Source organism: Rhodococcus tukisamuensis NBRC 100609, from assembly GCF_001894985.1.
Classification (GTDB): Bacteria; Actinomycetota; Actinomycetes; order Mycobacteriales; family Mycobacteriaceae; genus Rhodococcus_G; species Rhodococcus_G tukisamuensis.
In genome coordinates this window covers 1-20,134 of the sequence record NZ_BCXG01000039.1, presented here as the reverse complement: position 1 = coordinate 20,134, position 20,134 = coordinate 1, and the positions used below count along the sequence as shown (strand labels likewise).

The following is a 20,134-nucleotide window of genomic DNA, read 5'->3' as shown; positions in this document are numbered from 1 at the left end:
AGTCGGTGTGCGAACGGGGGTGTCCGGTTGGACTTCCAGGCCTGGTGGGACTTCATGTCCGCGCGCCGTAGCCAGCTGCTCACCGACTCGTACCTGCACGTCAGCGCGGTGGTGCAGTCGGTCCTGATCGCGACGATCATCGCCGTCGGCATCGGCATCCTGGTGTACCGCAGCCCAATCGGTTCCGCCGTCGCCACCGGCCTGGCCAGCACCATCCTCACGGTGCCCTCGTTCGCCCTGCTGGGCCTGCTCATCCCGATCCTCGGCCTCGGCGTGCGTCCGACCGTCACGGCGCTGGTGCTCTACGGGCTGCTGCCGATCATCCGGAACACGATTATCGGCCTGGCCTCCGTCGACCCCGCCGTCACCGACGCCGCCCGGGGCGTCGGCATGAACCGGCTCCGCGTGCTCGGCCGGATCGAGTTGCCGCTCGCGTGGCCCGCCATCCTCGCGGGCATGCGGGTCAGTACCCAGATGCTGATGGGCATCCTCGCCATCGCCGCCTACGCCAAGGGCCCCGGCCTGGGAAACCTGATCTTCTCCGGCCTCTCCCGGGTCGGCAGCCCGACCGCGGTGCCCCAGGCCCTGACCGGGACCGTGCTCATCGTCATCCTGGCCCTGATCCTGGACGCGCTCTACGTCCTGCTCGGCCGACTCACCACCTCGAGGGGGATCCGTTGACCGACACCGCATCGCGCGACGTTGCGCAGCACAGCAGCACGCACGGGGTCGAGATCGTCCTCGACGACGTGGTCAAGCGCTACCCCGGCCAGGCGGACGCCGCGGTCGACCACGTCTCGATGACCATCCCCGCCGGCGAGACGGTGGTGTTCGTCGGTCCCTCCGGATGTGGGAAGACCACCACCATGCGGATGATCAACCGGCTGATCGAGCCGTCGTCGGGACGGATCACCATCGGCGGCCAGGACGCGCTGTCGATCGACCCCGACCAACTGCGCCGCGGCATCGGCTACTCCATCCAGCAGGCGGGCCTGTTCCCGCACCTGACGGTCGCCAAGAACGTCGCGACCGTGCCCGGACTGATGGGGTGGGACCGCAAACACATCGCCGAACGCACCGACGAGATGCTCGACCTCGTCGGCCTCGACCCCGACACCTACCGGGATCGCTTCCCGCGCCAACTCTCCGGCGGCCAGCAGCAGCGCGTCGGGGTTGCCCGCGCGCTGGCGGCGGACCCGCCGGTGCTGCTGATGGACGAGCCGTTCGGCGCCGTGGACCCGATCACCCGGGGCCTGTTGCAGGACGAGTTGATGCGGCTGCAGTCCGAGCTCGGCAAGACCATCGTCTTCGTCACCCACGACTTCAACGAGGCCGTCAAGCTCGGCGACCGGATTGCGGTGCTGGGCAGCCAGTCTCACATCATGCAGTACGACACCCCGGAGGCGATCCTGGCGAACCCCGCCAACGAGATGGTCGCCGGGTTCGTCGGGGCCGACGCCTCCCTCAAGCAGCTGACGCTCAGCCGGGTCCGGGACGTGCGGCTGATCCACTGCCCGACCGCCCACGAGGACGGTTCCGTCGACGAGATGCGCCGGGCCCTGCTCGCCCGCAAGCGGCAGTGGGGCCTGATCCTCGACGCCCGCGACCGCCCCGTCCGCTGGGTCTCCCCCGCGCACCTGGCGACCGTGAATTCGCTTCGTGACGTGGGCGATCCGGTCGGCGAGATCGTCTCGGTGCAGTCCACGCTGCAGGACGCCCTCGAAGCCCTGCTCGCCGAGTCCAGCGCGTCCACGGTGGTGACAGGCATGCACGGCGAGTACGCCGGCCTCATCACCATCGACACACTGGTCGACACCCTGCGACAGCTGCGGGACGAGCACGCGGACGACCACGACGACGCGTCCGGCCCGGACCCGACAGACGTCGACGAGCCTGGTGGGGCGCACCGGGCTCCCGAGGAGCCGGCCCCGTGAGCACCGATACCTTCCCACTGGGCCCCGCGTCGGAGGCGGCCGACGGTGCGGGCATCGCCGCCACCGATGCGGCCGTCGTCGACCATGCCGCCGAGCGCCGCGCCGAACGGATGCGCCTGCTCGCCCAGCCGGTACTGGTGTTCCTCCTGGCCGGTGGCGTCCTGGTGTGGGCGTTCAGTCGCGACCTGACCGCCACTCAGGAGGCCAGCATCAGCGTGGCCAATCTGGCGACCCTGACCTGGCAGCACGTGCTGATCACCGTGGCCGTGGTGGTGATCGTGCTGGTGCTGGCGGTGCCGCTGGGCACGCTGCTCACCCGGCCGGGCTGGACCCGGCTGGCGCCGGTGTTCGTCGGCATCGCGAACATCGGTGCCGCCGCCCCGGCCATCGGCCTGCTGGTGCTGTTCTACCTCGCGACCCGGACCACCGGATTCTGGATCGGGGTGCTGCCGATCGCCTTCTACTCCCTACTTCCGGTGCTGCGCAACACGATCCTCGGCTACCAGCAGGTCGATCCCGCGCTGATCGACGCCGGTCGCGGCCAGGGCATGTCCGCGCGCACGGTGCTCCGCCGCGTCGAGTTCCCGATGGCCGTGCCGTACATCCTGGCCGGCCTGCGCACCTCGCTGGTGCTGGCGGTCGGCACCGCGACGCTGTGCTTCCTGGTCAGCGCCGGCGGGCTCGGCATCCTCATCGACACGGGATACAAGCTGCGCGACAACGTGACCCTGGTCGTCGGCGCCGTCCTCGCCGTCTCGCTGGCGCTGCTGGTCGACTGGCTCGGCGCCCTGGCCGAGGTCTACCTCGGCCCGAAGGGGCTGCGTTGACATGGCCCGCCTGCGGAGCACCCTGTTACGCAAGACCGCGACGTATCTGACGGTCGCGGCAGCCGCCGCCGCGCTCGCCTCGTGCGGGCTCGAGTCCGGCAGTGCGCTGCCGCTGAAGGTGGGGCCCGGCTCCATCACCCCGGTCGAGGAGTTGGAGGGTGTGCCGATCACGGTGGGCTCCAAGGACTTCACCGAGCAGATCATCCTCGGGTACATGATCGAGTTCGCGCTGTCCGCGGCGGGCGCGGACATCCGCGACCTCACCAACATCCAGGGCTCCAACAGCACCCGCGACGCGCAGGTCCACGGCCAGATCGACGTCACCTACGAGTACACCGGCACCGGTTGGATCAACTACCTGGGCCACGAGCACCCGATCCCCGACCCCACCGCACAGTTCGAGGCGGTGCGCGACGAGGACCTCGCCCGCAACGGCCTGGTGTGGACCGACCCCGCACCGATGAACAACACCTACGCCCTGGCCACCAGCCGGGCCACCGCCGAGGCCACCGGGGTGCGGACGCTGTCCGAGTACGCCGATCTGGTCAAGCGCGACCCGGCCGCGGCGACCACCTGCGTCGAGACCGAGTTCAACGTCCGCCAGGACGGCTATCCCGGCATGGCCGCGGCGTACGACTTCGATCCGGCCAAGGCGCAGAAGCAGATCCTGCAGACGGGCATCATCTATCAGGCCACCGCGGACGGCACCCAGTGCAAGTTCGGCGAGGTGTTCACCACCGACGGGCGCATCATCGCGCTGGATCTGGTGCTGCTCGACGACGACCGCTCGTTCTTCCCGAAGTACAACCCGGCGCTGATCATGCGTGAGGGCTTCGCCCAGGAGCACCCGCAGGTCGCGGAGGTGATGGCGCCGATCTCCGCGGAGCTGACCGACGAGGAGATCACCGAGCTGAACCGGCGCGTCGACGTGGAGGGCCAGGAGCCGGCCGACGTGGCCCGGCAGTGGTTGGTGGACAAGGGTTTCGTCACCGCCGTCGACTGATTCCGCAGTCGCCGAGAACTGAGACAAGGACCTGCGAGAACCCTCCCGACGACACGCTCGGAGGGACTGGCCGCCGGATGGCCGGGACGGTTCCAGGAGAAGGGGCCCACCCGCCGACTGCGGGTGCGCCCCTTCTCCTGTCCAGCCGACCGTCAGGCTTGCGCGCCGCCGGCGCTGCCCGCGAGCGACGCCGACCCGCTCATGACGTCTCCCGCGCCGCTGAGCAGTGCGCCGAAGTCTCCCAGGGCGCTGAGCAGGCTGATGAACTGATCGAACTCCATTGTTGGCCTTTCCGCATGGTGGTGCTGATGGAGCGGTGCCGAAATGCTTCCGACCCGCACCGCAGACACTAAATGGGAATGACAACCAATAACAAGTAGCGGGAGATGCATGCGTCGACCGGGCGGCGCCGACGCCACCGTCGACCCCTGCCGTGGTGCGATCTTCTCGAACCCCTCGAACCCCTCGAGCCCGTACGACCCGGGGACAATCACCGAATTGACGCGTCGGCGCCAGTCCGCGGCGAGGCAGCTCCGCCAGGGCGACCCGTGTCGGGTGCACCCGACACGGAGATCCGGCACGGCGTCGCCGACGGAGAGGTAAGCCGTGATGCGAAGTCCGTCTCAACAATTCGGGAAATGACCGATACTCATCTCGACATCTCAACCTGTCCAATTTTTGTCTCGAGAATCGGTGCCCGCGGCAACTTGCTGCCCCGGTCCGCGGGCGGCGCCCGCAGAAGGAGAGTCGATTGAATACGTTCCAGAAGGTTTCTGCCGCAACGAACAAGGTGGTCGTCGCGGCCATGAAGATCCCGGCGCTCGCGAAGGTCCTCGGCCGGTCGATGGTCGTGATCACCTACACCGGCCGCCGGTCCGGCAAGACCTTCAGCCTGCCGGTGACACCCACCCAGAAGGGGAACGAACTCGTCGTCGGGGTCGCCCTGCCCGACAAGAAGAACTGGTGGCGCAATTTTCTCGGTGACGGCGCCCGGGTCACCGTCACCCGGGCGGGGGTCGATCGCCCGGGCCATGCCGTCAGTACCCGCAACGACGCAGGACAGGTGTCGGTGAAGGTGGCGTTGGACCCGACGAGCTGAGGGGCCCGCCCGTCCGCCAAGCGGCGGCCCCGGTTTCCCAGCGCGGGCCGGTCGCGGACCTCCGACACGTCGTGCCGAAGGGTCGCCGCGGCCGGCCCGCCAACTGACCGCTACCGTCAGCTCAGCAAACCGAACAGGTCGGTCAGCGAACCCAGCGAGTCCAGCGATCCCGTTCCCGGGTCCGTCGGCGCGTCCGGGCCGTGAATCGCGAGCGTGGTGCCGCTACCGGCCGCGACCGCGGTGTACTTGTGACCCTCCGGCGGGGCCGGGATGTCCAGCTGCCCCTTCGTGTTCTCACCCACAGCCACGACCTGCCCGGTCGTGGTCAGCGCTGCCGAATGGTAGCTGCCCGCGGAGATCGCCGTGTACGTCTGACCTGCCGGGAACATCCCCTGTCCGGCACCGTACGACCCCCAACTGACGACCTGCCCACCGGACGTCAGGGCGAGCGAGTGGAACGAGTCCGCGTCGATCGCCGTGTACGTCTGGCCGGCGGGCGCCGCCGGAACCGCCTCACCCTGGGGCAGCGAACCCCAGGCAACCACCTGACCGCCCGAGGTCAGCGCGAGCGAATGCCAGTTGCCCGCCGCGACCGCCGTGTACGTCTGCCCCGGCGGTGGCGGCGGCGCGTCGGACTGGCCGCTGTCGTTGTTGCCGAACGCGACGACCTGACCGGTCGAGGTCAGCGCCAGGGAATGGGTGAAGCCCGCGGAGATGGCCTTGTAGGTCTGCCCCTCCGGCAGCGTCGGGGCGACCCGCTGCCCCCGGTCGTTGGTACCCGTGCCGAGGATCTGGCCGGCCGAGGTGAGCAACAGGGTGTATGCACCGCCCGCCGAGATCGCGGTGTACTTCTGCCCCGCCGGCAGTGTCGGGAACTCGAACATCCCGAGCTGGGACAGGCCGAACCCCTGGACCTGTCCGTCCGAGGTCAGCGCGATCGAGAACCGTCCGTTCGTGTCCACCGCGGCGAAGGTCTTCCCAGCCGGGACCGCGGGCGGGGTCACCGCCCCGTAGGTGTTGTCCCCGACCCCCACGATCTCCCCACCGGGGAGCACCGGCACGCCCACCGGCGCGGCGCCCGACGTCCCCACCAGTCCTGCCATCGCCACCAGCGCAAAGAGTGGTGTGACCAGGGTTCGGCGTCGCCACCGGGACCTGTTGCCCGAGTGCATGTTTCGCCTTTTCGAATCAATCCTCACAGAGATCTCCTCTTCGGTAGGACTCGAGTTCCCGCGCGACAACACTCCAGCGATTCTGGGGAGCGGGAACGCGAACATGATCACCACAGCGAAGGTGGCCTTGTCAGCGGAATCGAAAAGTCCACTGCGACCGATACTTCGGGAAGCACTTCGCTCGCACTGCGACAAGGGGATGAATCATGCTGCACGACAACATTTTTGATCTCCCTACGCGACTTCCTCTCGTCGCGAGATCTGTTATGCGCCGGCGACGCCCAACACGAGCGTCCGGAAGCGCGAGCGGTGCGGCTCGCCCGAGGGTGATTCGTCGCCCGGATCCGGCACCGTCCGCGACGTCGCCGCCGCGGCGGCCCAGCCCCGCAACTGTCGCCGAGAGCCGAAGCCCAGCTTGTGCAGCACGTTGCGCAGGTGGAAGTCCACGGTCCGGATCGACAGGGTCAGCCTCTCGGCGACCTCCCGGTTGGTCAGACCCTCGCCCACCAGCAGCGCGATCTGGTGCTCGCGCACGGTCAGCGACGTCTCGGACGAGACGTTCTGCGAGGTCGACCGCGCCATCGGGGCAGCGTCTAGGGCCCGCAGATCCGCCTCGCATTCGGCGAGCCACCTCGCCGCACCCAGCCGGCCGTACAGGTCCCGGGCCCGACGGATCAGTGCCCGGCCGGCATCGGGTTCGCCGTCCACCGCCAGCAGCATTCCGACCCGGTGCCAGGTCACGCCCCTGACGATCACCGACGAGTCGTCGTCCAGCGCCGCCAACGCACCGCGCAACTGGCGTGCGGCCCGGTCACGCTCGCCCGCCATGAACGACACCGCACCGCGGACCAGCAGGTACTCCGCATCGGTACGCTCGAACCGCGCCAGTGCCGCGGCGGCCTCGCCGATGCGGCCCAACTCCAGGAGCGCCACGGCCTCGGCGGCATCCCAGTTGCCCACCCGGTCACCCAGATCCGCGTGGACGCGGTACGCCTGCATCGCAGTCAGCGCACGCTCGGGCCGACGGCGGGCGAGGGCGAGCATCATCTCGACCAGGGCGATCACGCGATAGGCCACCAGCGTCCCCGACTCGGACATCGCCGCGTGCGCGAGCCCGAGCCGCCGCTCGGCGACCGCGAGGTCTCCGCGACCGACCGGCACCAACGCGGCGACCGCGTACGCCGCCGCGGTCGACCACGGGTCGCCCCGGTCCAGTGCGAGGTCGAGTGCGTCCGCGGCGTTGGCCTGCGCGTCATCCCACGATCCGAGCCGGAACTGGACCATCGCGAGCTCGATGCGGCCCTGTTGGGCGACCCAGGACGCGTCGTCGGCGATCAGGCTCAGACCCGACGTCAGGTCCTCCGCCGCCCGGTGCAACTGACCGTCCTTGTGCAGCAACGTTCCCCGCGTGACCAGCGCGATCGCGTGCCGACCGTCGTACCGTCCCGGCGCGAGTGCGTCGAGCAGCTTCGCCACCGGCGACCGGTGGACCGCGATGCCCTCGGTGTAGTGCGCGACGGCGCTGCGCAGTGCCGACAGCTCGATCTCCCGACCGAGCAGGTCGACGGGGATGCCGTCGTCCGCGCGGTCCGCCGATCGCTCCGCGACGAGCACCGAGAGGTCCCGTTCGAGGACGTCGCACAGGGTCGCCACCTCGGCCAACTCCCCCACCACGGCCAGTGCGGAGGCCAGCCCGCAGGTGACGACGATCCGGAGCGCGGTCGAGGCCGGCTCGCCACACAGGTCCGCCGCCAACGCCGACGCGGCCCGCTCGCGCGCGGCGGCGTTGTCCCCGCGCCTGAGCTGTGAATACGCAAGCAGGAGGTCACGTTCGGGGGTCGGAGCCAACGACTCGAGACCGCCTACCAGCTCGTCGAACACCCGCAGGTGCCGTCCCGCGACCGAGCTCGCGGCGCAGTCGACCAGCCGACGCGGATACGCACCGGGATCCGTGGTCAGCCGGGTGGCCCACAGCCCGTACTCGACCGCGCGGTCGAGGTCGCCGTGCGCCCGCGCGCCGGACGCCTGTTCCTCCAGGTGAGCGGCAAGTTCTTCGCTGCCGTCGACGCAGGCGGCGGCCCGGTGCAACAGCGCCCGGGGGCCGACCGCGCCGTCGGCGATCGCCGTGTGCACCCTCCGGATCGCGTCGCGGTCCATCGCCGCCAGCACCGCGTCGCGCACCCGGGCGTGCAGGGGGCGGACCGTCAGCACGCCCCGCGAGTTCTCGATCTCCAGCAGGTGGACATCCATCGCGGCCGGCACGTCGACGAGGCCGCCGAGCCGCACCGCCACGGCATCGAGATCGGCGACCGACGTCGGCGCGTCGAGCACCGCCATCAGCTCGACTCCCAGGCGGCAGGAGTCCGTGACCTGCGACAAGACCGTTCTCAGCGATTCGACCAGGTCCGGTACGTATCGCGTCAGCTGATCATGCGCGCGGGCCGGATCGCCACCGCACGCCTCGACCGCGGCCTGGATGTCCAGCGGGCAGCCCTGGGCGTACGCCGCCAGCGTGGTCGCCGAGCGCAGCGAGTAGTCGGTGGCGAGCGAGACCTCCACCAGTTCCTGCACCTCGCGCGGCGACAGCGCGCCGACGTGGACGACGGCCCCGCGCCCAGGGCCGGACGCGAGGCGGCGCACGCGGTTGAGCAGCGGGGAGGCGTCGCGCCGTGCGGAAATCACCAGCAGCACGGCGCGGTGGCGAACGGCGTGTGCCAGCAGCATCAGCACGCCTGCCGAGTCCTCGTCCACCCACTGCGCGTCGTCGACGACGATGCACACCGGGCCGCCGACCGCGTCCAGAGCGGCGACGGCGGACGCCGCGACCTGGCGAATCCCGTTGTCCCGCATGTCGACGTCGGCGGCGGCCGCGGCGCCCGCGTGCGCGAGTTCGTCGGCGATCTGCTCGATCACCCCGTAGGTGACCGCGCACTCGCCGTCGTCTGCCACCGCGGCCGCAGTGATCCAGCCGGACTCGCCGGCGAGAAAGGCATGCACCAGTGCGGTTTTCCCGAAGCCGGACTCGCCCTCGATCACCACCACCTGGCCCTCGCCGGCCCGCGCTCGGCGAGCACACGCGGCGAGATCGGCGAGGTGGCGCGCCCTGCCGACGATCACAGCGTCGCGCCGAACCTCACCGCGAATTCGGGTGACACTGCCCATAGCGGAAGATGCTATCCGCCGACGCCCGGACAAAATCGACGAATCGGCAATAACCACCGGGTACCGACCCGCCGGATCCCGGTAGTTCTCACCGGGGACAACCGCGGCGGGGCGCGGTTGGATCACTCTGGTGCCCGAAACCGGACCCGTGTCGCCGGCGTCATGCCACTCCCCGGGCCACCCGACCAAGTCGGCAACGAAGACCCGCCGATCAGAACCCTTGTTCTCCAACAACTTTCATGAGCCGCCGAGCACCATCCGAACGAACACCCGAAATCAGAAGAGAGGCACGTGTTGAAATTCAGTAAGAGCATCGCCCGCACAGGAGCCGTCGTCGGCCTTGCCGCCCTGGCAGCGATCGCGACCCCCGCCATCGGTTCGGCCGTCGTCACCGGCACCGCCACCGTGACGACCAACGACAACGTGGTGACCGTCAAGGTCTACAGAGTGGGCTCGCCTACCCTGTCCGCCTGCGGAGTCGGCGTGAAGAACATCGGCCCGAACCTGGTCCCCGGAGTTGACCCGGGCGATACCGGCGGCCTCGTGTATCTCCCGGAGAACCCGGGAGATGGCGAATATTCCACGCCACGGCTGCCGAACGGCACCTACTTCGTCGGTGTCTGGTGTGAGGACGCCGACGGGCGGACTGACATCATCGCCCCGTTGGAAGAAATCGTCGAACTGGACGCGGACCCGAACTTCTCGAGCAGCAGGATCGGCAGCCTGGGCAGCCCCGGCAACGTCCTCGACCTCCTGTTGACGTTCGGCACGGGATCGGTGAGATCGGCGTCGGCCGACTTCGGCGGGGTTCTGGCTCCCCCCGAGGCGCCCTGATCCGCGGGGCGAGTCCCGCTCCCCGCGCGGCCGGTCGCGACTGCAGTTCGACCAGCGGGTCGGTGCCGTCGAGGTGGCCGCGCGGGCCGGCGGCCGCCGGCTCGATCATGCGGCCCTCGTCCGAGCGCGGTCTCAGAACCGCCGCGCCGAGTAGAACGGCATCGCGTCGACCGGCGTGCTCTTGACCGGCTGGCCCTCGGTGGGGGCGTGCACCACCCGGCCGTTGCCCTGGTAGATCCCGACGTGCTCCGCGCCGTTGAAGAGCACCACGTCACCGGGCTGCAGGGCATTCTTGGACACCGGGGACCCGGCGTTCGCCTGGTCGTAGGTGGTCCGCGGAACCGAGATGCCCGCCTGCTTGTACGCCCACTGGACCAACCCCGAGCAGTCGAACGAGTTCGGTCCGGTCGCGCCCCACACATACGGGGACCCGAGCTTGGACTCGGCCGCCCGCAACGCCTGGGTGCCGTGCGAGGACGCGAGCGGCGCGGGGGCCACGGACGGTGCCGAGGGCGACTGCGGCGCGGCGGGCAGCTGGCCCGGAATCTCGATGGCACCGACACCGGGGATGTTGATCGGCTGCGCCAGGGCGGGGGTGGCGGTCAGGACCACCGCTCCCGCGGCGACCGCTCCGGCGACCAGAACACCTCGGACCGATCCGGCCAACCGACTACCCCGCGCAGACTTGTGATTTGCCACGAAACCGTTCTCCATTCATCCGGTTCGGCCAACGCTTCTGCGGGGGCCGCTGTGATGAATGACAGATTGCCTGGTGGGTGCAGTTACCCGGCACGGTCGAACTACCCGGGGGCATACCTGTTTCTGGGGTTCGGCGAAACGCGCCGCGGCCCCGGAGGTCGTCGCCCCCGGAACCGCGGCAGCACCGTTTACGCAGGTCAGGCGCCGAAGGTGCGCTCCACTACGGCCTTCGCCCGACGCGTGACGCGCAGGTAGTTGTCGAGGAACTCCCCCGCGTCGTCGCCGTCCCAGCCGGCCACCTGCGCGACCGCGGACAGCAGCCGGCCGTGGCCCGGCAGCTGATCGGACGGCTTTCCGCGCACCAGCACGAGCGCGTTGCGCGCCTTGGTGGCGGTCAGCCAGGCCTCGCGGAGCAACTCCACGTCGGACTCGCTCATCAACTCGGCGGCGCCGATCGCGTCCAACGTCTCGAGGGTCGAGGTGTTGTGCAGCGACGGCACGTCGTGGGCGTGCCGGAGCTGGATCAGCTGGACGGTCCACTCGACGTCGGCCAGACCGCCGCGGCCGAGCTTGGTGTGGGTGGCCGGGTCGGCGCCGCGGGGCAGTCTCTCCGAGTCCACCCGGGCCTTGATCCGGCGGATCTCCCGGACCGCGGTCTCCGAGACGCCGCCCTCGGGGTACCGGGTCGCGTCGATCATCCGCAGGAACCGCAGCCCCAGGTCGGCGTCGCCGGCGACCGTGTGCGCGCGCAGCAGCGCCTGGATCTCCCAGGCCTGCGCCCACTGCCGGTAGTACGCCTCGTACGAGGCGAGGGTCCGCACCATCGGGCCGTTGCGGCCCTCCGGCCGGAGCCCGGTGTCCACCTCGAGCGGCGGGTCGGTGCTGGGTGCGCCGAGCAGCTTGCGCACCCGGTCGGCGATGCCGTTGGCCCACTTGACCGCGAGCATCTCGTCCTCGCCGGGGTTCGGATCGCAGACGAACAGCACGTCGGCGTCGGAGCCGTAGCCGAGTTCGCCGCCGCCGAGCCGGCCCATCCCGATCACCGCGAACGACGCCGGAGCCGGGGCGCCGCGCTCGGCCTCGCTGGCCCGGATCACCGCGGCCAGCGCCGCGCCGAACACCGCGGACCACACCGAGGACAGCGCCCGGCACACCTGCGGCACGTCGAGCATCCCCAGCACGTCGGCGGAGGCCACCCGTGCCAGCTCGTGCCGGCGCAGCGACCGGGCCGCGGCCACGGCCCGCCCCGGGTCGTCGTAACGGGCGGACGAGGACAGGATTCCCCGGGCCACCTCGTCCGGGTCGCTGTCGAGCAGACGCGGACCGTTCGGGCCGTCCGCGAACTGCCGCAACACGTCCGGGGCCTTGATCAGCAGGTCCGGGATGTAGGCCGAGGAGCCCAGCACGATCATCAGCCGCTGCGCCACCGCGCCCTCGTCGCGCAGCACCCGCAGGTACCAGTCCTGATCCGTCATCGCCTCGGACAGCCGCCGGTAGGCCAGCAGACCGCCGTCGGGATCCGGTGTGTCACTGAGCCATTCGAGCAGTGTCGGCAGCAGCAACGCCTGGATGCGACCCTTGCGGGAGGCCCCGACCGTCAACGCCTTGAGGTGTCCGAGCGCATTCTCCGGGGCGGTGTAGCCCAGCGCCGCCAGCTGCCGGATCGCCGCGTCCGGGCTCAGTCGGATCGCGTCCTTGTCCAGGCGCGCAACCGATTCCAGCAGCGGACGGTAGAACAGCTTGGCGTGCAGCCGGCGGATCCGGTGCGCATTGCGCTTGACCTCCGCGCCCAGCACCCCGAGCGCGTCGGTGCGACCGTCGGGACGCATGTGCGCCGCACGGGCCAGCCAGCGCAGCGCCTCCTCGTCGTCCGCCGGCGGCAGGGTGTGCGTGCGCTTGAGCCGCTGTAGCTGCAGCCGGTGCTCGATCAGCCGCAGGAACTCGTAGGAGGCGGTGAGGTTCGCGGCGTCGTCGCGGCCCACGTAGCCGCCGGCCGCGAGCGCCGTCAGCGCCTCCACCGTGCTCTTGACGTGCAGCGACTCGTCGGCGCGGCCGTGCACCAACTGCAGCAGCTGGACGGCGAACTCGACGTCGCGCAGGCTGCCACGACCGAGCTTGATCTCCCGCTCGCGCAGTTCCGGGGGCACCATCGACTCCACCCGGCGACGCATCGCCTGCAGGTCGGTGACGAAGTCGTCGCGCTCGGACGCGCCCCACACCATCGGGCTGAGCGCGTCGACGTACCGCTGCCCAAGCGCCAGGTCGCCGGTCGCCGGACGGGCCTTGAGCAGTGCCTGGAACTCCCAGGTCTTGGCCCAGCGCTGGTAGTAGGCGACGTGCGAGTCGAGGGTGCGCACCAGCTCGCCGCGCTTGCCCTCCGGCCGCAGCGCGGCGTCCACCTCGAAGAAGGCCGAGGACCCGACCCGCATCAGCTCGCCGGCGAGCCGGCTGGTGGACGCGTCGGACGGCTCCGCCACGAACACCACGTCCACGTCACTGACGTAGTTCAGTTCCCGCGCACCGCACTTGCCCATCGCGATCACCGCGAGCCGGGCGGTGCAGGGTCCGTCCGGGTAGATGGTGGCGACGGCGACCGCGAGCGCCGCGGTCAGCGCGGCGTCCGCCATGTCGGAGAGCTGCCGGCCCACCGTCTGGTACGGCAGCACCCGCTCGTTCTCCACGGTCGCCGCCAGGTCGACGGCGGCCAGCACCATCAACTGGTCTCGGTACGTCTTCCGCAGCGCCGCAACGGCATCCGTTCCGATGATCGTCGACCGGTAGACGTGGTTGAGTTCCGAGGCGCTCGCGTCCGGCGTCGCACCGACCGCCGCGAGCAGCTCGTCCGTCAGGTCCGCGTGCGAGGGCAGATCGAGGTCCCCGCGCAGCAGCTTCCAGCCGTCCGGGTTGGCCGCCAGGTGGTCACCGAAGGCGCTGGACGCACCGATCACCCCGAACAGGCGTCCGCGCAGGCCGGTGTCGGTGCGGAGCCCGGCGTCGAGTTCCGCCCAGCCGGCACCGAGACCCTCGTGCATCCGGACCAGCGACCGCAGCGCCAGGTCTGCGTTCGCGGCCCGCGAGAGCGCCCAGAGCAGCTCGACGCTGTCGAGGTTCACCCAGCCGAGGGTGGCGAGGTCCGTCGGCGCCGTCGGTTCGACCAGACCGAGCCGGCCCGGGCCGGGAATCGCGGACCGTGCGGTAGGAGGCTTGACCATCCGTCTACAGGCCCAGGTAGGTCTTGAGTTCGAACGGCGTCACCTGGGTCCGGTACTCCGCCCACTCCCGTCGCTTGTTCCGCAGGAAGAAGTCGAAGACGTGCTCACCGAGGGCCTCGGCGACCAGCTCGGAGCGCTCCATCTCCCGCAGCGCCTCGTCGAGGCTGCCCGGCAGCTCCTTGTAACCCATGGCCCGGCGTTCCGCGGACGTCAGCGACCAGACGTCGTCCTCTGCCTCGGGCGGCAGCTCGTAGCCCTTCTCGATGCCCCGCAGGCCGGCGGCCAGCAGCACCGCGAAAGTGAGGTACGGGTTGCAGGCCGAGTCTGGGCTGCGGATCTCGACGCGTCGCGACGACGCCTTGTTCGGGGTGTACATCGGCACCCGCACCAGCGCGGACCGGTTCGACGGACCCCAGGACGCCGCGGTCGGCGCCTCGCCGCCGTGGATCAGCCGCTTGTAGGAGTTCACCCACTGGTTGGTGACGGCGCTGATCTCGTTGGCGTGCTCGAGGATGCCGGCGATGAACGCCTTGCCGGTGTCCGAGAGCTGCATCGGGTCGTCGGGGTTGTGAAAGGCGTTGTTCTCGCCCTCGAACAGGCTCATGTGGGTGTGCATGGCGGAGCCGGCGTGCTCGGTGAACGGCTTCGGCATGAACGTCGCGCGCACGTTCTCCGCCCGCGCGACCTCCTTGACCACGTACCGGAAGGTCATCACGTTGTCCGCCATCGACAGCGCGTCGGCGTAGCGCAGGTCGATCTCCTGCTGGCCGGGCGCGGTCTCGTGGTGGCTGAACTCCACCGAGATGCCCATCGACTCGAGTGCGTCGATGGCATGGCGGCGGAAGTTCGGCGCCGAGTCGTGCACGGCCTGGTCGAAGTAGCCGCCGTTGTCCGCCGGGATCGGCGTGGTGCCGTCGATCGGCCCGTTCTCGAGCAGGAAGAACTCGATCTCGGGATGCACGTAGCAGCTGAAGCCGACGTCGCTGGCCTTGCTCAGCTGACGGCGCAGCACGTGCCGCGAGTCCGCCCAGTTCGGGGAGCCGTCGGGGTTCGCGATGTCGCAGAACATCCGCGCCGAGTGCTGGGCCCCGTCCTTGTGCGCCCACGGCAGCACCTGGAACGTCGACGGGTCCGGCATCGCGACGGTGTCCGCCTCCGACACCCGGGAGAAGCCCTCGATGGCGGAACCGTCGAAACCGATGCCCTCACTGAAGGCGCCCTCGAGTTCGGCGGGGGCGATCGCCACCGACTTGAGGTAGCCGAGCACGTCGGTGAACCACAGTCGAACGAAACGGATGTCGCGTTCTTCGAGGGTACGAAGCACGAATTCCTTCTGGCGATCCATGTCCGCGAGAGTAGGCAAGGCCCGTTAAATCTGTGTTACATCGTGAAATCGGTTACGAACACGTTAGGTCCGACGCGGGCGCATCGAGCCCGGTCAGGTACGCCACGACGGCGTCGTCGACGCAGGAAACACCGCTCATCGCAACGGTGTGTTGGGTGCCCCGGAAGGTGATCAGCGCGCCACCGACCTGCTTGGCCAGGTCCACCCCGGCCTGGTACGGCGTGGCGGGGTCCTCGGTGGTCGAGACCACCACGACCAGCGGCAGGTCCTTGGCGTCGACCGGGTGCGGGGTCCCGGTGTGCGGCACCGGCCAGAACGCGCAGATGTCGAGCGGGGCGCTGCCGGTGCCGCGGCCGTCGTCGAGGAACGGGGCCGCCCGACGGAACGCGGTGTCCGCGGCGCCGTTCTGCGCTCGGTCGGTCACCGGCGGGTCGTCGACGCAGCGGACCGCGTTGAACGCGTCGTTGATGTTGCTGTAGCTGCCGTCGTCCTGCCTGCCCTCGTAGAGGTCGGCGAGCAGCAGCAGGGTGTCGCCGCGGCCCTCGCCCAGCGCGGACAGGCCCGAACGCAGCGAGCCCCAGAGGTTCGGCGAGTACAGCGCCTGCTGTACGCCGGTGATCGCGTCGGGGTAGCTCAGCCCACGCGGGTCGGTGGTCTGCGCGGGCCGGTCGACGAGCGGGTCGACCAGTGCCCGGAACCGCGCGACCGCCTGGGCCGGATCGGCGCCGAGCGGGCAGTCCGGCGAGGTGGCGACGCAGTCCGCGGCGAACGCGTCGAACGCCTGCTGGAACCCGGCGGCCTGCAGCACCGTCGACTCGACCGGGTCCTGCGCCGGGTCGATCGCGCCGTCGAGGACCATGGCCCGGACGTTGCCCGGGAAGGTCTCCGCGTAGGTCGTCCCGATCCGGGTGCCGTACGAGAAGCCGAGGTAGCTGAGCTTCTCGTCGCCGAGCACGGACCGGATCACGTCCATGTCCCGGACCACCTCGCGGGTGCCGACGTGGGCGAGCAGGTTGGTGCCGGACCGCTGGGCGCACTTGTCCGCGTAGTCGCGGTTGGTGTGCTCGATCGCGGCGATGCCGGCGGGACTCATGTCCACCTGCGGCTCGGTGCGTTCGGCGTCCGCCTCGGCCGGGGTCAGGCACTGCACCTGCGGGGTGGACGCGCCGATGCCGCGGGGGTCGAAGCCGACCACGTCGAAGCCGGTCTCGAGCGCGGTGTCGAGCCCGACGCTGGCCTGCCCGAGCCCCGAGGCGCCCGGACCACCCGGGTTGACCAGCAGCGATCCGATCTTGTCCCCGGTGGCCCGGCTGCGCGAGACCGCGAGTTGCGCGGTCTCGCCGGCGGGGTCGTCGTAGTTCACCGGGACGGTGATCCGGGTGCACTCGACCCGGCTCGCCAGCGGCGCGCCGTCGGTGACGAAGTCGTCGCACGACCCCCACTGCGGGTCCTGCGTGTAGAACTTCTCCAGCCCGGCCGGCACCACCCCGGCGCCCGGCCGGAACGACCCGCCCTCGCTGGCGGCGGAGTCGCCCGACGCGGCGGTGGCCTCGCCGTCGACGGGCGTGCCGCAACCGGCGACCAGCGTGGTCACGACTGCGGCCGCGGCCAGGAGAACGGGGGTGGTTCGGCGGAGCGGCATGGTGTCGATGGTGCCACGACTGCCGGAACCCGCTGGTGGACGCGTTCTCGGCAGGATCCGCCCCGCAATCCGGGGCCGACACCGCCGCACCCGGCGGCCGCGGAGACCTGTACTAGCCCTTGTAGTAGCACCGTGTAGTCTCCGCGGGGTGAGCACACCGAAGGCGACGTTCGCGCGGATGCGCGGCGCCTTCGCCGGCTCGATCTCCGCAGCCGTCAGCGTCGCCGCCCACGCGGCCGGTGACGGGATGGCTCCCACCGAGAGTTCGGTGGTACTGCTGGTCCTGGCGTGCGCCGCCGTCGGGGCAGTCTCCGCAACGACACTGGCAGATCGACATGCGACGTGGTTCCTGGCTGCATCGCTGGCCTTGGGACAGGTGATCGGTCACACAGCGTTGACTGTCGGCGCGGTCAATCACCACGGATCTCAGCTCAGTCCGGCAATGGTGGCCGCTCACGCCGTCGCCGTGGGGGTCGCGACCGTACTGATCCTCGCCGGCGAGCGCGGATGCACCTTGGCCGTCGCGGCGCTCAGCCGGATCATCCCGCTGCTGCGTCCCCCACTGCCGGTCGTCGCGTGCGCCGCAGTCTGCGTCCCGACCTCTCCCCCGACACTTGCTCGCTGGCTGCTGGTCGGCTCGAGCATCGGCACTCGCGGTCCGCCGCACCCTGCATAGCCGACGCGACCACACACGCACCCGCAGACCGGATTCGTCCACTGCGGCCAGGTAGTCGCGCGCGCATCCTTCATCGTTGCCGCTGGCAGCACGGCCTTCGAATGCCACTTCCCAGCCAACGTCACTTTTCCCTGGCAGCCCGGCATATCGCCGAGGCGCCGGGTGACCCGCCGCCCGTCACGCCTTCGACGGCACTGCTTGCGCACCCACGGCCCCTGAGTCAGGTGCTGCTCGACGGTGCCCGTAGACGTCGACGGCCGAACTCGAATCGAGAATCGCCCATGGCTGCACCCGAGATCGAGCGAGGGCGCGACTCCTCGCTCAGTGACACCTCACCTCCGAAACAGCCCGACCCCGGACCGGCTCGGAGTGTTCGCCCGCTGCTGATGCGGCTGCACTTCTACGCAGGCATCCTCGTGGCGCCGTTCATCCTGGTTGCCGCGATCAGCGGCGGTCTCTACGCCGTCGCGCCCTCACTCGAACAGATCGTCTACCGCGACTACCTGCACGTCGACCCGACCGGCCCCGCCGTACCGATCGCTGACCAGATCCGGGCGGCACAACAGGAACGCCCCGATCTGACCGTGTCCGCGATCCGGCCGGCCCCCGAGCCGGGCGACACAACCCGGGTGCTGTTCACCGATCCCAGTCTCGGCGAGTCCGAGCGCTTTGCGGTCTTCGTCGACCCGGCTACCGCACGCCCGGTCGGTGAGTCGATCGTGTACGGCAGCAGCAGCGCCCTGCCGGTGCGGACCTGGATCTCACAGCTGCACCGGCACCTTCACCTCGGCGAGCCGGGACGCATCTACAGCGAGCTCGCGGCGTCGTGGATGTGGGTCATCGCGGCCGGCGGCGTCTGCCTGTGGTGGGACCGGAACCGAAAGGCCCGGAGGCGCACCGGCTCGTCCGCCCGCTTGCTGTCCGTCGACCGCTCGACCTCAGGTCGGGCCCGCACAGTCAGCTGGCACGGTGTGGTCGGAATCTGGATTGCGGTCGCATTGGTGTTCCTGTCCGCAACCGGATTGACCTGGTCCAAGTATGCGGGCGAGAACGTCAGCGCGCTGCGCACCTCGCTGAGCTGGACGACACCACAGATCGACAGCGAGCTCGGGCCCTCCCCCGACGCAACCGGCGGCCACGGCGGGCACGACGGCCACGGCGGCCACGGCGGCGGATCACCGTCGGTCGCCGACACCCCCGACCTTGTCGCCACGAACGTGAGCCGAATCGATTCGGTACTGGCCACGGCGCAGGAGAACGGGGTCGACGGCGCGGTCGAGGCATCGATCCCGGCGAAGTCCGGGACGGCGTTCACCGTCGCGCAGACCCGTCAGCCGTGGGTGTTCTCCACCGACTCGATCGCAATCGACGGTTCATCGGGAGAGGTGACCGACGTACTGCGGTTCGCCCAGTGGCCGCTCGCGGCGAAGCTCACCTCCTGGGGCATCCAGCTGCACATGGGTCTGCAGTTCGGGCTGCTCAATCAGCTCGCCCTCGCGGCACTCGCGGTCGCACTGGTCTCGGTGATCGTGCGCGGCTACGTCATGTGGTGGCGCCGGCGTCCGACCCGTGGATCCGACTGGGCCATGGGCAGGCCGCCGCGCCGAGGCGCCCTGCGGTCGGTGCATCCGGCCCTCGCGATCGGGGTCCTCGCCGTCGCGGCTGCAGTTGGCTACTTCGTTCCGCTCTTGGGTCTGAGCCTGCTCGCTTTCCTGCTCGTCGACGTCCTCGTCGCACTGCGCACCCGCACTCGTGCCTAGCCGAATTCGGGCCGACCGAGGCCTGTTCGGCGATCAACACGTTCTGTCCGCGGCCGATTCACGGCCCGATCTCGAGAAGGAATCCATGAACTCGAACAACTCGACAGCGCTCCGCGGCACTCGTGTCGCCGGCCTCGGCGCCGCAGCAGCCCTGACCATCGGCCTGCTGTCCACCAGCGTCGCCGCCGCCGACACCTTCGTGCCGCTGCCCGACGGATCCAAGAACGCCCCCGGCGCCGTCATCACCCGCACCGACGAGAGCGCCCTCATCTCGCCGTCGCTGGCCTCGAACGGCGCCGGCCGCACCGCCTGGGTCTCCGGCACCGTCACCGCCGACGTCACCGGAATCACCAAGGAGACCGAGGCCGGCCCGACCAACGGCGCCGCGGGCAGCCCCGGCACCAACAACTCCTCCACCCACGGCGTCTCCCGCATCAACACCGGCTACATCGTCGGCTGCCAGGTCGACATCACCGGCCTCGGCGGCTCCTTCGGCGGCGGCATCAGCCTCGACGGCCCCTCGATGTCCGGGTCGCTGACCGTCCCGATCTCCGCGGGCCAGGTCAAGTTCGTGAGCGTGGCCGGCAAGGACCTCAAGAAGAACGGCAAGTACTCGGTCCAGTACCAGGACACCCAGCTCGAGGTGCAGAACTGCGGCGGCTACGCCCAGGCCCGCGCGTACACGGTCGTCGAGATCGTCGGAGACAACTACTCCAAGACCACGCTGTACGGCCACCCCTTCAGCATCGGCTGACCCGCGCCCGTCGTT

At 70.2% G+C, this 20,134-nt stretch carries 16 protein-coding genes; 9 read left to right on the top strand and 7 right to left on the bottom strand.

Features of this window, described 5'->3' with window-relative positions; translation table 11 throughout:
• Positions 1 to 54 precede the first annotated feature (54 nt).
• The 4 genes from RT2_RS23865 (at position 55) to RT2_RS23850 (ending at position 3,764) form a co-directional block, all read left to right on the top strand.
• Entirely contained in the window at positions 55 to 681 is a 627-nt protein-coding gene (locus RT2_RS23865) for an ABC transporter permease (RefSeq protein ID WP_174556749.1), read from the top strand.
• The gene (locus RT2_RS23860) at positions 678 to 1,934 is read left to right on the top strand and encodes an ABC transporter ATP-binding protein (protein WP_072847296.1); all 1,257 of its coding nucleotides are present in this window, start codon (positions 678 to 680) and stop codon (positions 1,932 to 1,934) included. Before RT2_RS23865 ends, RT2_RS23860 begins: the two co-directional genes overlap by 4 nt.
• A 110-nt stretch (positions 1,935 to 2,044) precedes the next feature.
• Positions 2,045 to 2,761 carry an ABC transporter permease gene (locus RT2_RS23855; protein ID WP_083577583.1) on the top strand — a complete coding sequence of 239 codons (717 nt, stop codon included), beginning with the start codon at positions 2,045 to 2,047 and terminating at the stop codon, positions 2,759 to 2,761.
• Between the two features lies 1 nt (position 2,762).
• A complete protein-coding gene (locus RT2_RS23850) occupies positions 2,763 to 3,764 on the top strand; it encodes a glycine betaine ABC transporter substrate-binding protein (RefSeq protein WP_083577582.1) in 1,002 nt (333 codons plus the stop codon).
• A 152-nt stretch (positions 3,765 to 3,916) separates the two neighbouring features.
• Here the strand turns inward: RT2_RS23850 and RT2_RS26675 are convergent, their stop codons facing one another.
• Positions 3,917 to 4,045, bottom strand: a complete 129-nt coding sequence (locus RT2_RS26675; protein WP_255312568.1) for a hypothetical protein — start codon at positions 4,043 to 4,045, stop codon at positions 3,917 to 3,919.
• 470 nt (positions 4,046 to 4,515) lie between these two features.
• Between RT2_RS26675 and RT2_RS23845 the strand changes: the two genes are divergently transcribed.
• Positions 4,516 to 4,863, top strand: coding sequence for a PNPOx family protein (locus RT2_RS23845; RefSeq protein ID WP_072847295.1), 348 nt, complete (start codon positions 4,516 to 4,518; stop codon positions 4,861 to 4,863).
• Positions 4,864 to 4,979: 116 nt separating this feature from the next.
• Here the strand turns inward: RT2_RS23845 and RT2_RS23840 are convergent, their stop codons facing one another.
• The gene (locus tag RT2_RS23840) at positions 4,980 to 5,966 is read right to left on the bottom strand and encodes an RCC1 domain-containing protein (protein ID WP_169888544.1); all 987 of its coding nucleotides are present in this window, start codon (positions 5,964 to 5,966) and stop codon (positions 4,980 to 4,982) included.
• A 333-nt stretch (positions 5,967 to 6,299) separates the two neighbouring features.
• Positions 6,300 to 9,197, bottom strand: a complete 2,898-nt coding sequence (locus tag RT2_RS23835; RefSeq protein WP_072847293.1) for an AAA family ATPase — start codon at positions 9,195 to 9,197, stop codon at positions 6,300 to 6,302.
• A 405-nt stretch (positions 9,198 to 9,602) separates the two neighbouring features.
• On the opposite strand from RT2_RS23835, the gene RT2_RS23830 reads away from it, so the two are divergent.
• The gene (locus tag RT2_RS23830; protein WP_139191271.1) at positions 9,603 to 10,031 is read left to right on the top strand and encodes a hypothetical protein; all 429 of its coding nucleotides are present in this window, start codon (positions 9,603 to 9,605) and stop codon (positions 10,029 to 10,031) included.
• Positions 10,032 to 10,163: 132 nt separating this feature from the next.
• On the opposite strand, the gene RT2_RS23825 is transcribed toward RT2_RS23830, so the two are convergent.
• The 4 genes from RT2_RS23825 to RT2_RS23810 all read right to left on the bottom strand — a co-directional run bounded on the left by RT2_RS23825 (position 10,164) and on the right by RT2_RS23810 (position 16,929).
• Positions 10,164 to 10,730 (bottom strand): C40 family peptidase, encoded by a 567-nt coding sequence (locus RT2_RS23825; protein WP_245709504.1) that lies wholly within the window; start codon positions 10,728 to 10,730, stop codon positions 10,164 to 10,166.
• Positions 10,731 to 10,927: 197 nt separating this feature from the next.
• A complete protein-coding gene (locus tag RT2_RS23820; protein ID WP_072847290.1) occupies positions 10,928 to 13,942 on the bottom strand; it encodes a bifunctional [glutamine synthetase] adenylyltransferase/[glutamine synthetase]-adenylyl-L-tyrosine phosphorylase in 3,015 nt (1,004 codons plus the stop codon).
• A gap of 4 nt (positions 13,943 to 13,946) precedes the next feature.
• Positions 13,947 to 15,287 carry a type I glutamate--ammonia ligase gene (gene glnA, locus RT2_RS23815; RefSeq protein WP_072847289.1) on the bottom strand — a complete coding sequence of 447 codons (1,341 nt, stop codon included), beginning with the start codon at positions 15,285 to 15,287 and terminating at the stop codon, positions 13,947 to 13,949.
• Between the two features lie 52 nt (positions 15,288 to 15,339).
• A complete protein-coding gene (locus RT2_RS23810; protein ID WP_072847288.1) occupies positions 15,340 to 16,929 on the bottom strand; it encodes an alpha/beta hydrolase in 1,590 nt (529 codons plus the stop codon).
• A gap of 148 nt (positions 16,930 to 17,077) precedes the next feature.
• On the opposite strand from RT2_RS23810, the gene RT2_RS23805 reads away from it, so the two are divergent.
• The 3 genes from RT2_RS23805 (at position 17,078) to RT2_RS23795 (ending at position 20,119) form a co-directional block, all read left to right on the top strand.
• Positions 17,078 to 17,605, top strand: a complete 528-nt coding sequence (locus RT2_RS23805; RefSeq protein WP_245709505.1) for a hypothetical protein — start codon at positions 17,078 to 17,080, stop codon at positions 17,603 to 17,605.
• A 281-nt stretch (positions 17,606 to 17,886) separates the two neighbouring features.
• A complete protein-coding gene (locus RT2_RS23800) occupies positions 17,887 to 19,365 on the top strand; it encodes a PepSY-associated TM helix domain-containing protein (protein WP_072847286.1) in 1,479 nt (492 codons plus the stop codon).
• Positions 19,366 to 19,450: 85 nt separating this feature from the next.
• Positions 19,451 to 20,119 (top strand): MspA family porin, encoded by a 669-nt coding sequence (locus tag RT2_RS23795; protein WP_072847285.1) that lies wholly within the window; start codon positions 19,451 to 19,453, stop codon positions 20,117 to 20,119.
• The last annotated feature ends 15 nt before the right edge of the window (positions 20,120 to 20,134 follow it).

Coding starts and splice junctions, on each gene's coding strand:
- RT2_RS23865 (WP_174556749.1), top strand. CDS start 55: ATGTCCGCGCGCCGTAGCCAGCTGCTCACCGACTCGTACCTGCACGTC.
- RT2_RS23855 (WP_083577583.1), top strand. CDS start 2,045: ATGCGCCTGCTCGCCCAGCCGGTACTGGTGTTCCTCCTGGCCGGTGGC.
- RT2_RS23850 (WP_083577582.1), top strand. CDS start 2,763: ATGGCCCGCCTGCGGAGCACCCTGTTACGCAAGACCGCGACGTATCTG.
- RT2_RS26675 (WP_255312568.1), bottom strand. CDS start 4,045: ATGGAGTTCGATCAGTTCATCAGCCTGCTCAGCGCCCTGGGAGACTTC.
- RT2_RS23840 (WP_169888544.1), bottom strand. CDS start 5,966: ATGGCAGGACTGGTGGGGACGTCGGGCGCCGCGCCGGTGGGCGTGCCG.
- RT2_RS23835 (WP_072847293.1), bottom strand. CDS start 9,197: ATGGGCAGTGTCACCCGAATTCGCGGTGAGGTTCGGCGCGACGCTGTG.
- RT2_RS23820 (WP_072847290.1), bottom strand. CDS start 13,942: ATGGTCAAGCCTCCTACCGCACGGTCCGCGATTCCCGGCCCGGGCCGG.
- glnA (WP_072847289.1), bottom strand. CDS start 15,287: ATGGATCGCCAGAAGGAATTCGTGCTTCGTACCCTCGAAGAACGCGAC.
- RT2_RS23810 (WP_072847288.1), bottom strand. CDS start 16,929: ATGCCGCTCCGCCGAACCACCCCCGTTCTCCTGGCCGCGGCCGCAGTC.
- RT2_RS23800 (WP_072847286.1), top strand. CDS start 17,887: ATGGCTGCACCCGAGATCGAGCGAGGGCGCGACTCCTCGCTCAGTGAC.
- RT2_RS23795 (WP_072847285.1), top strand. CDS start 19,451: ATGAACTCGAACAACTCGACAGCGCTCCGCGGCACTCGTGTCGCCGGC.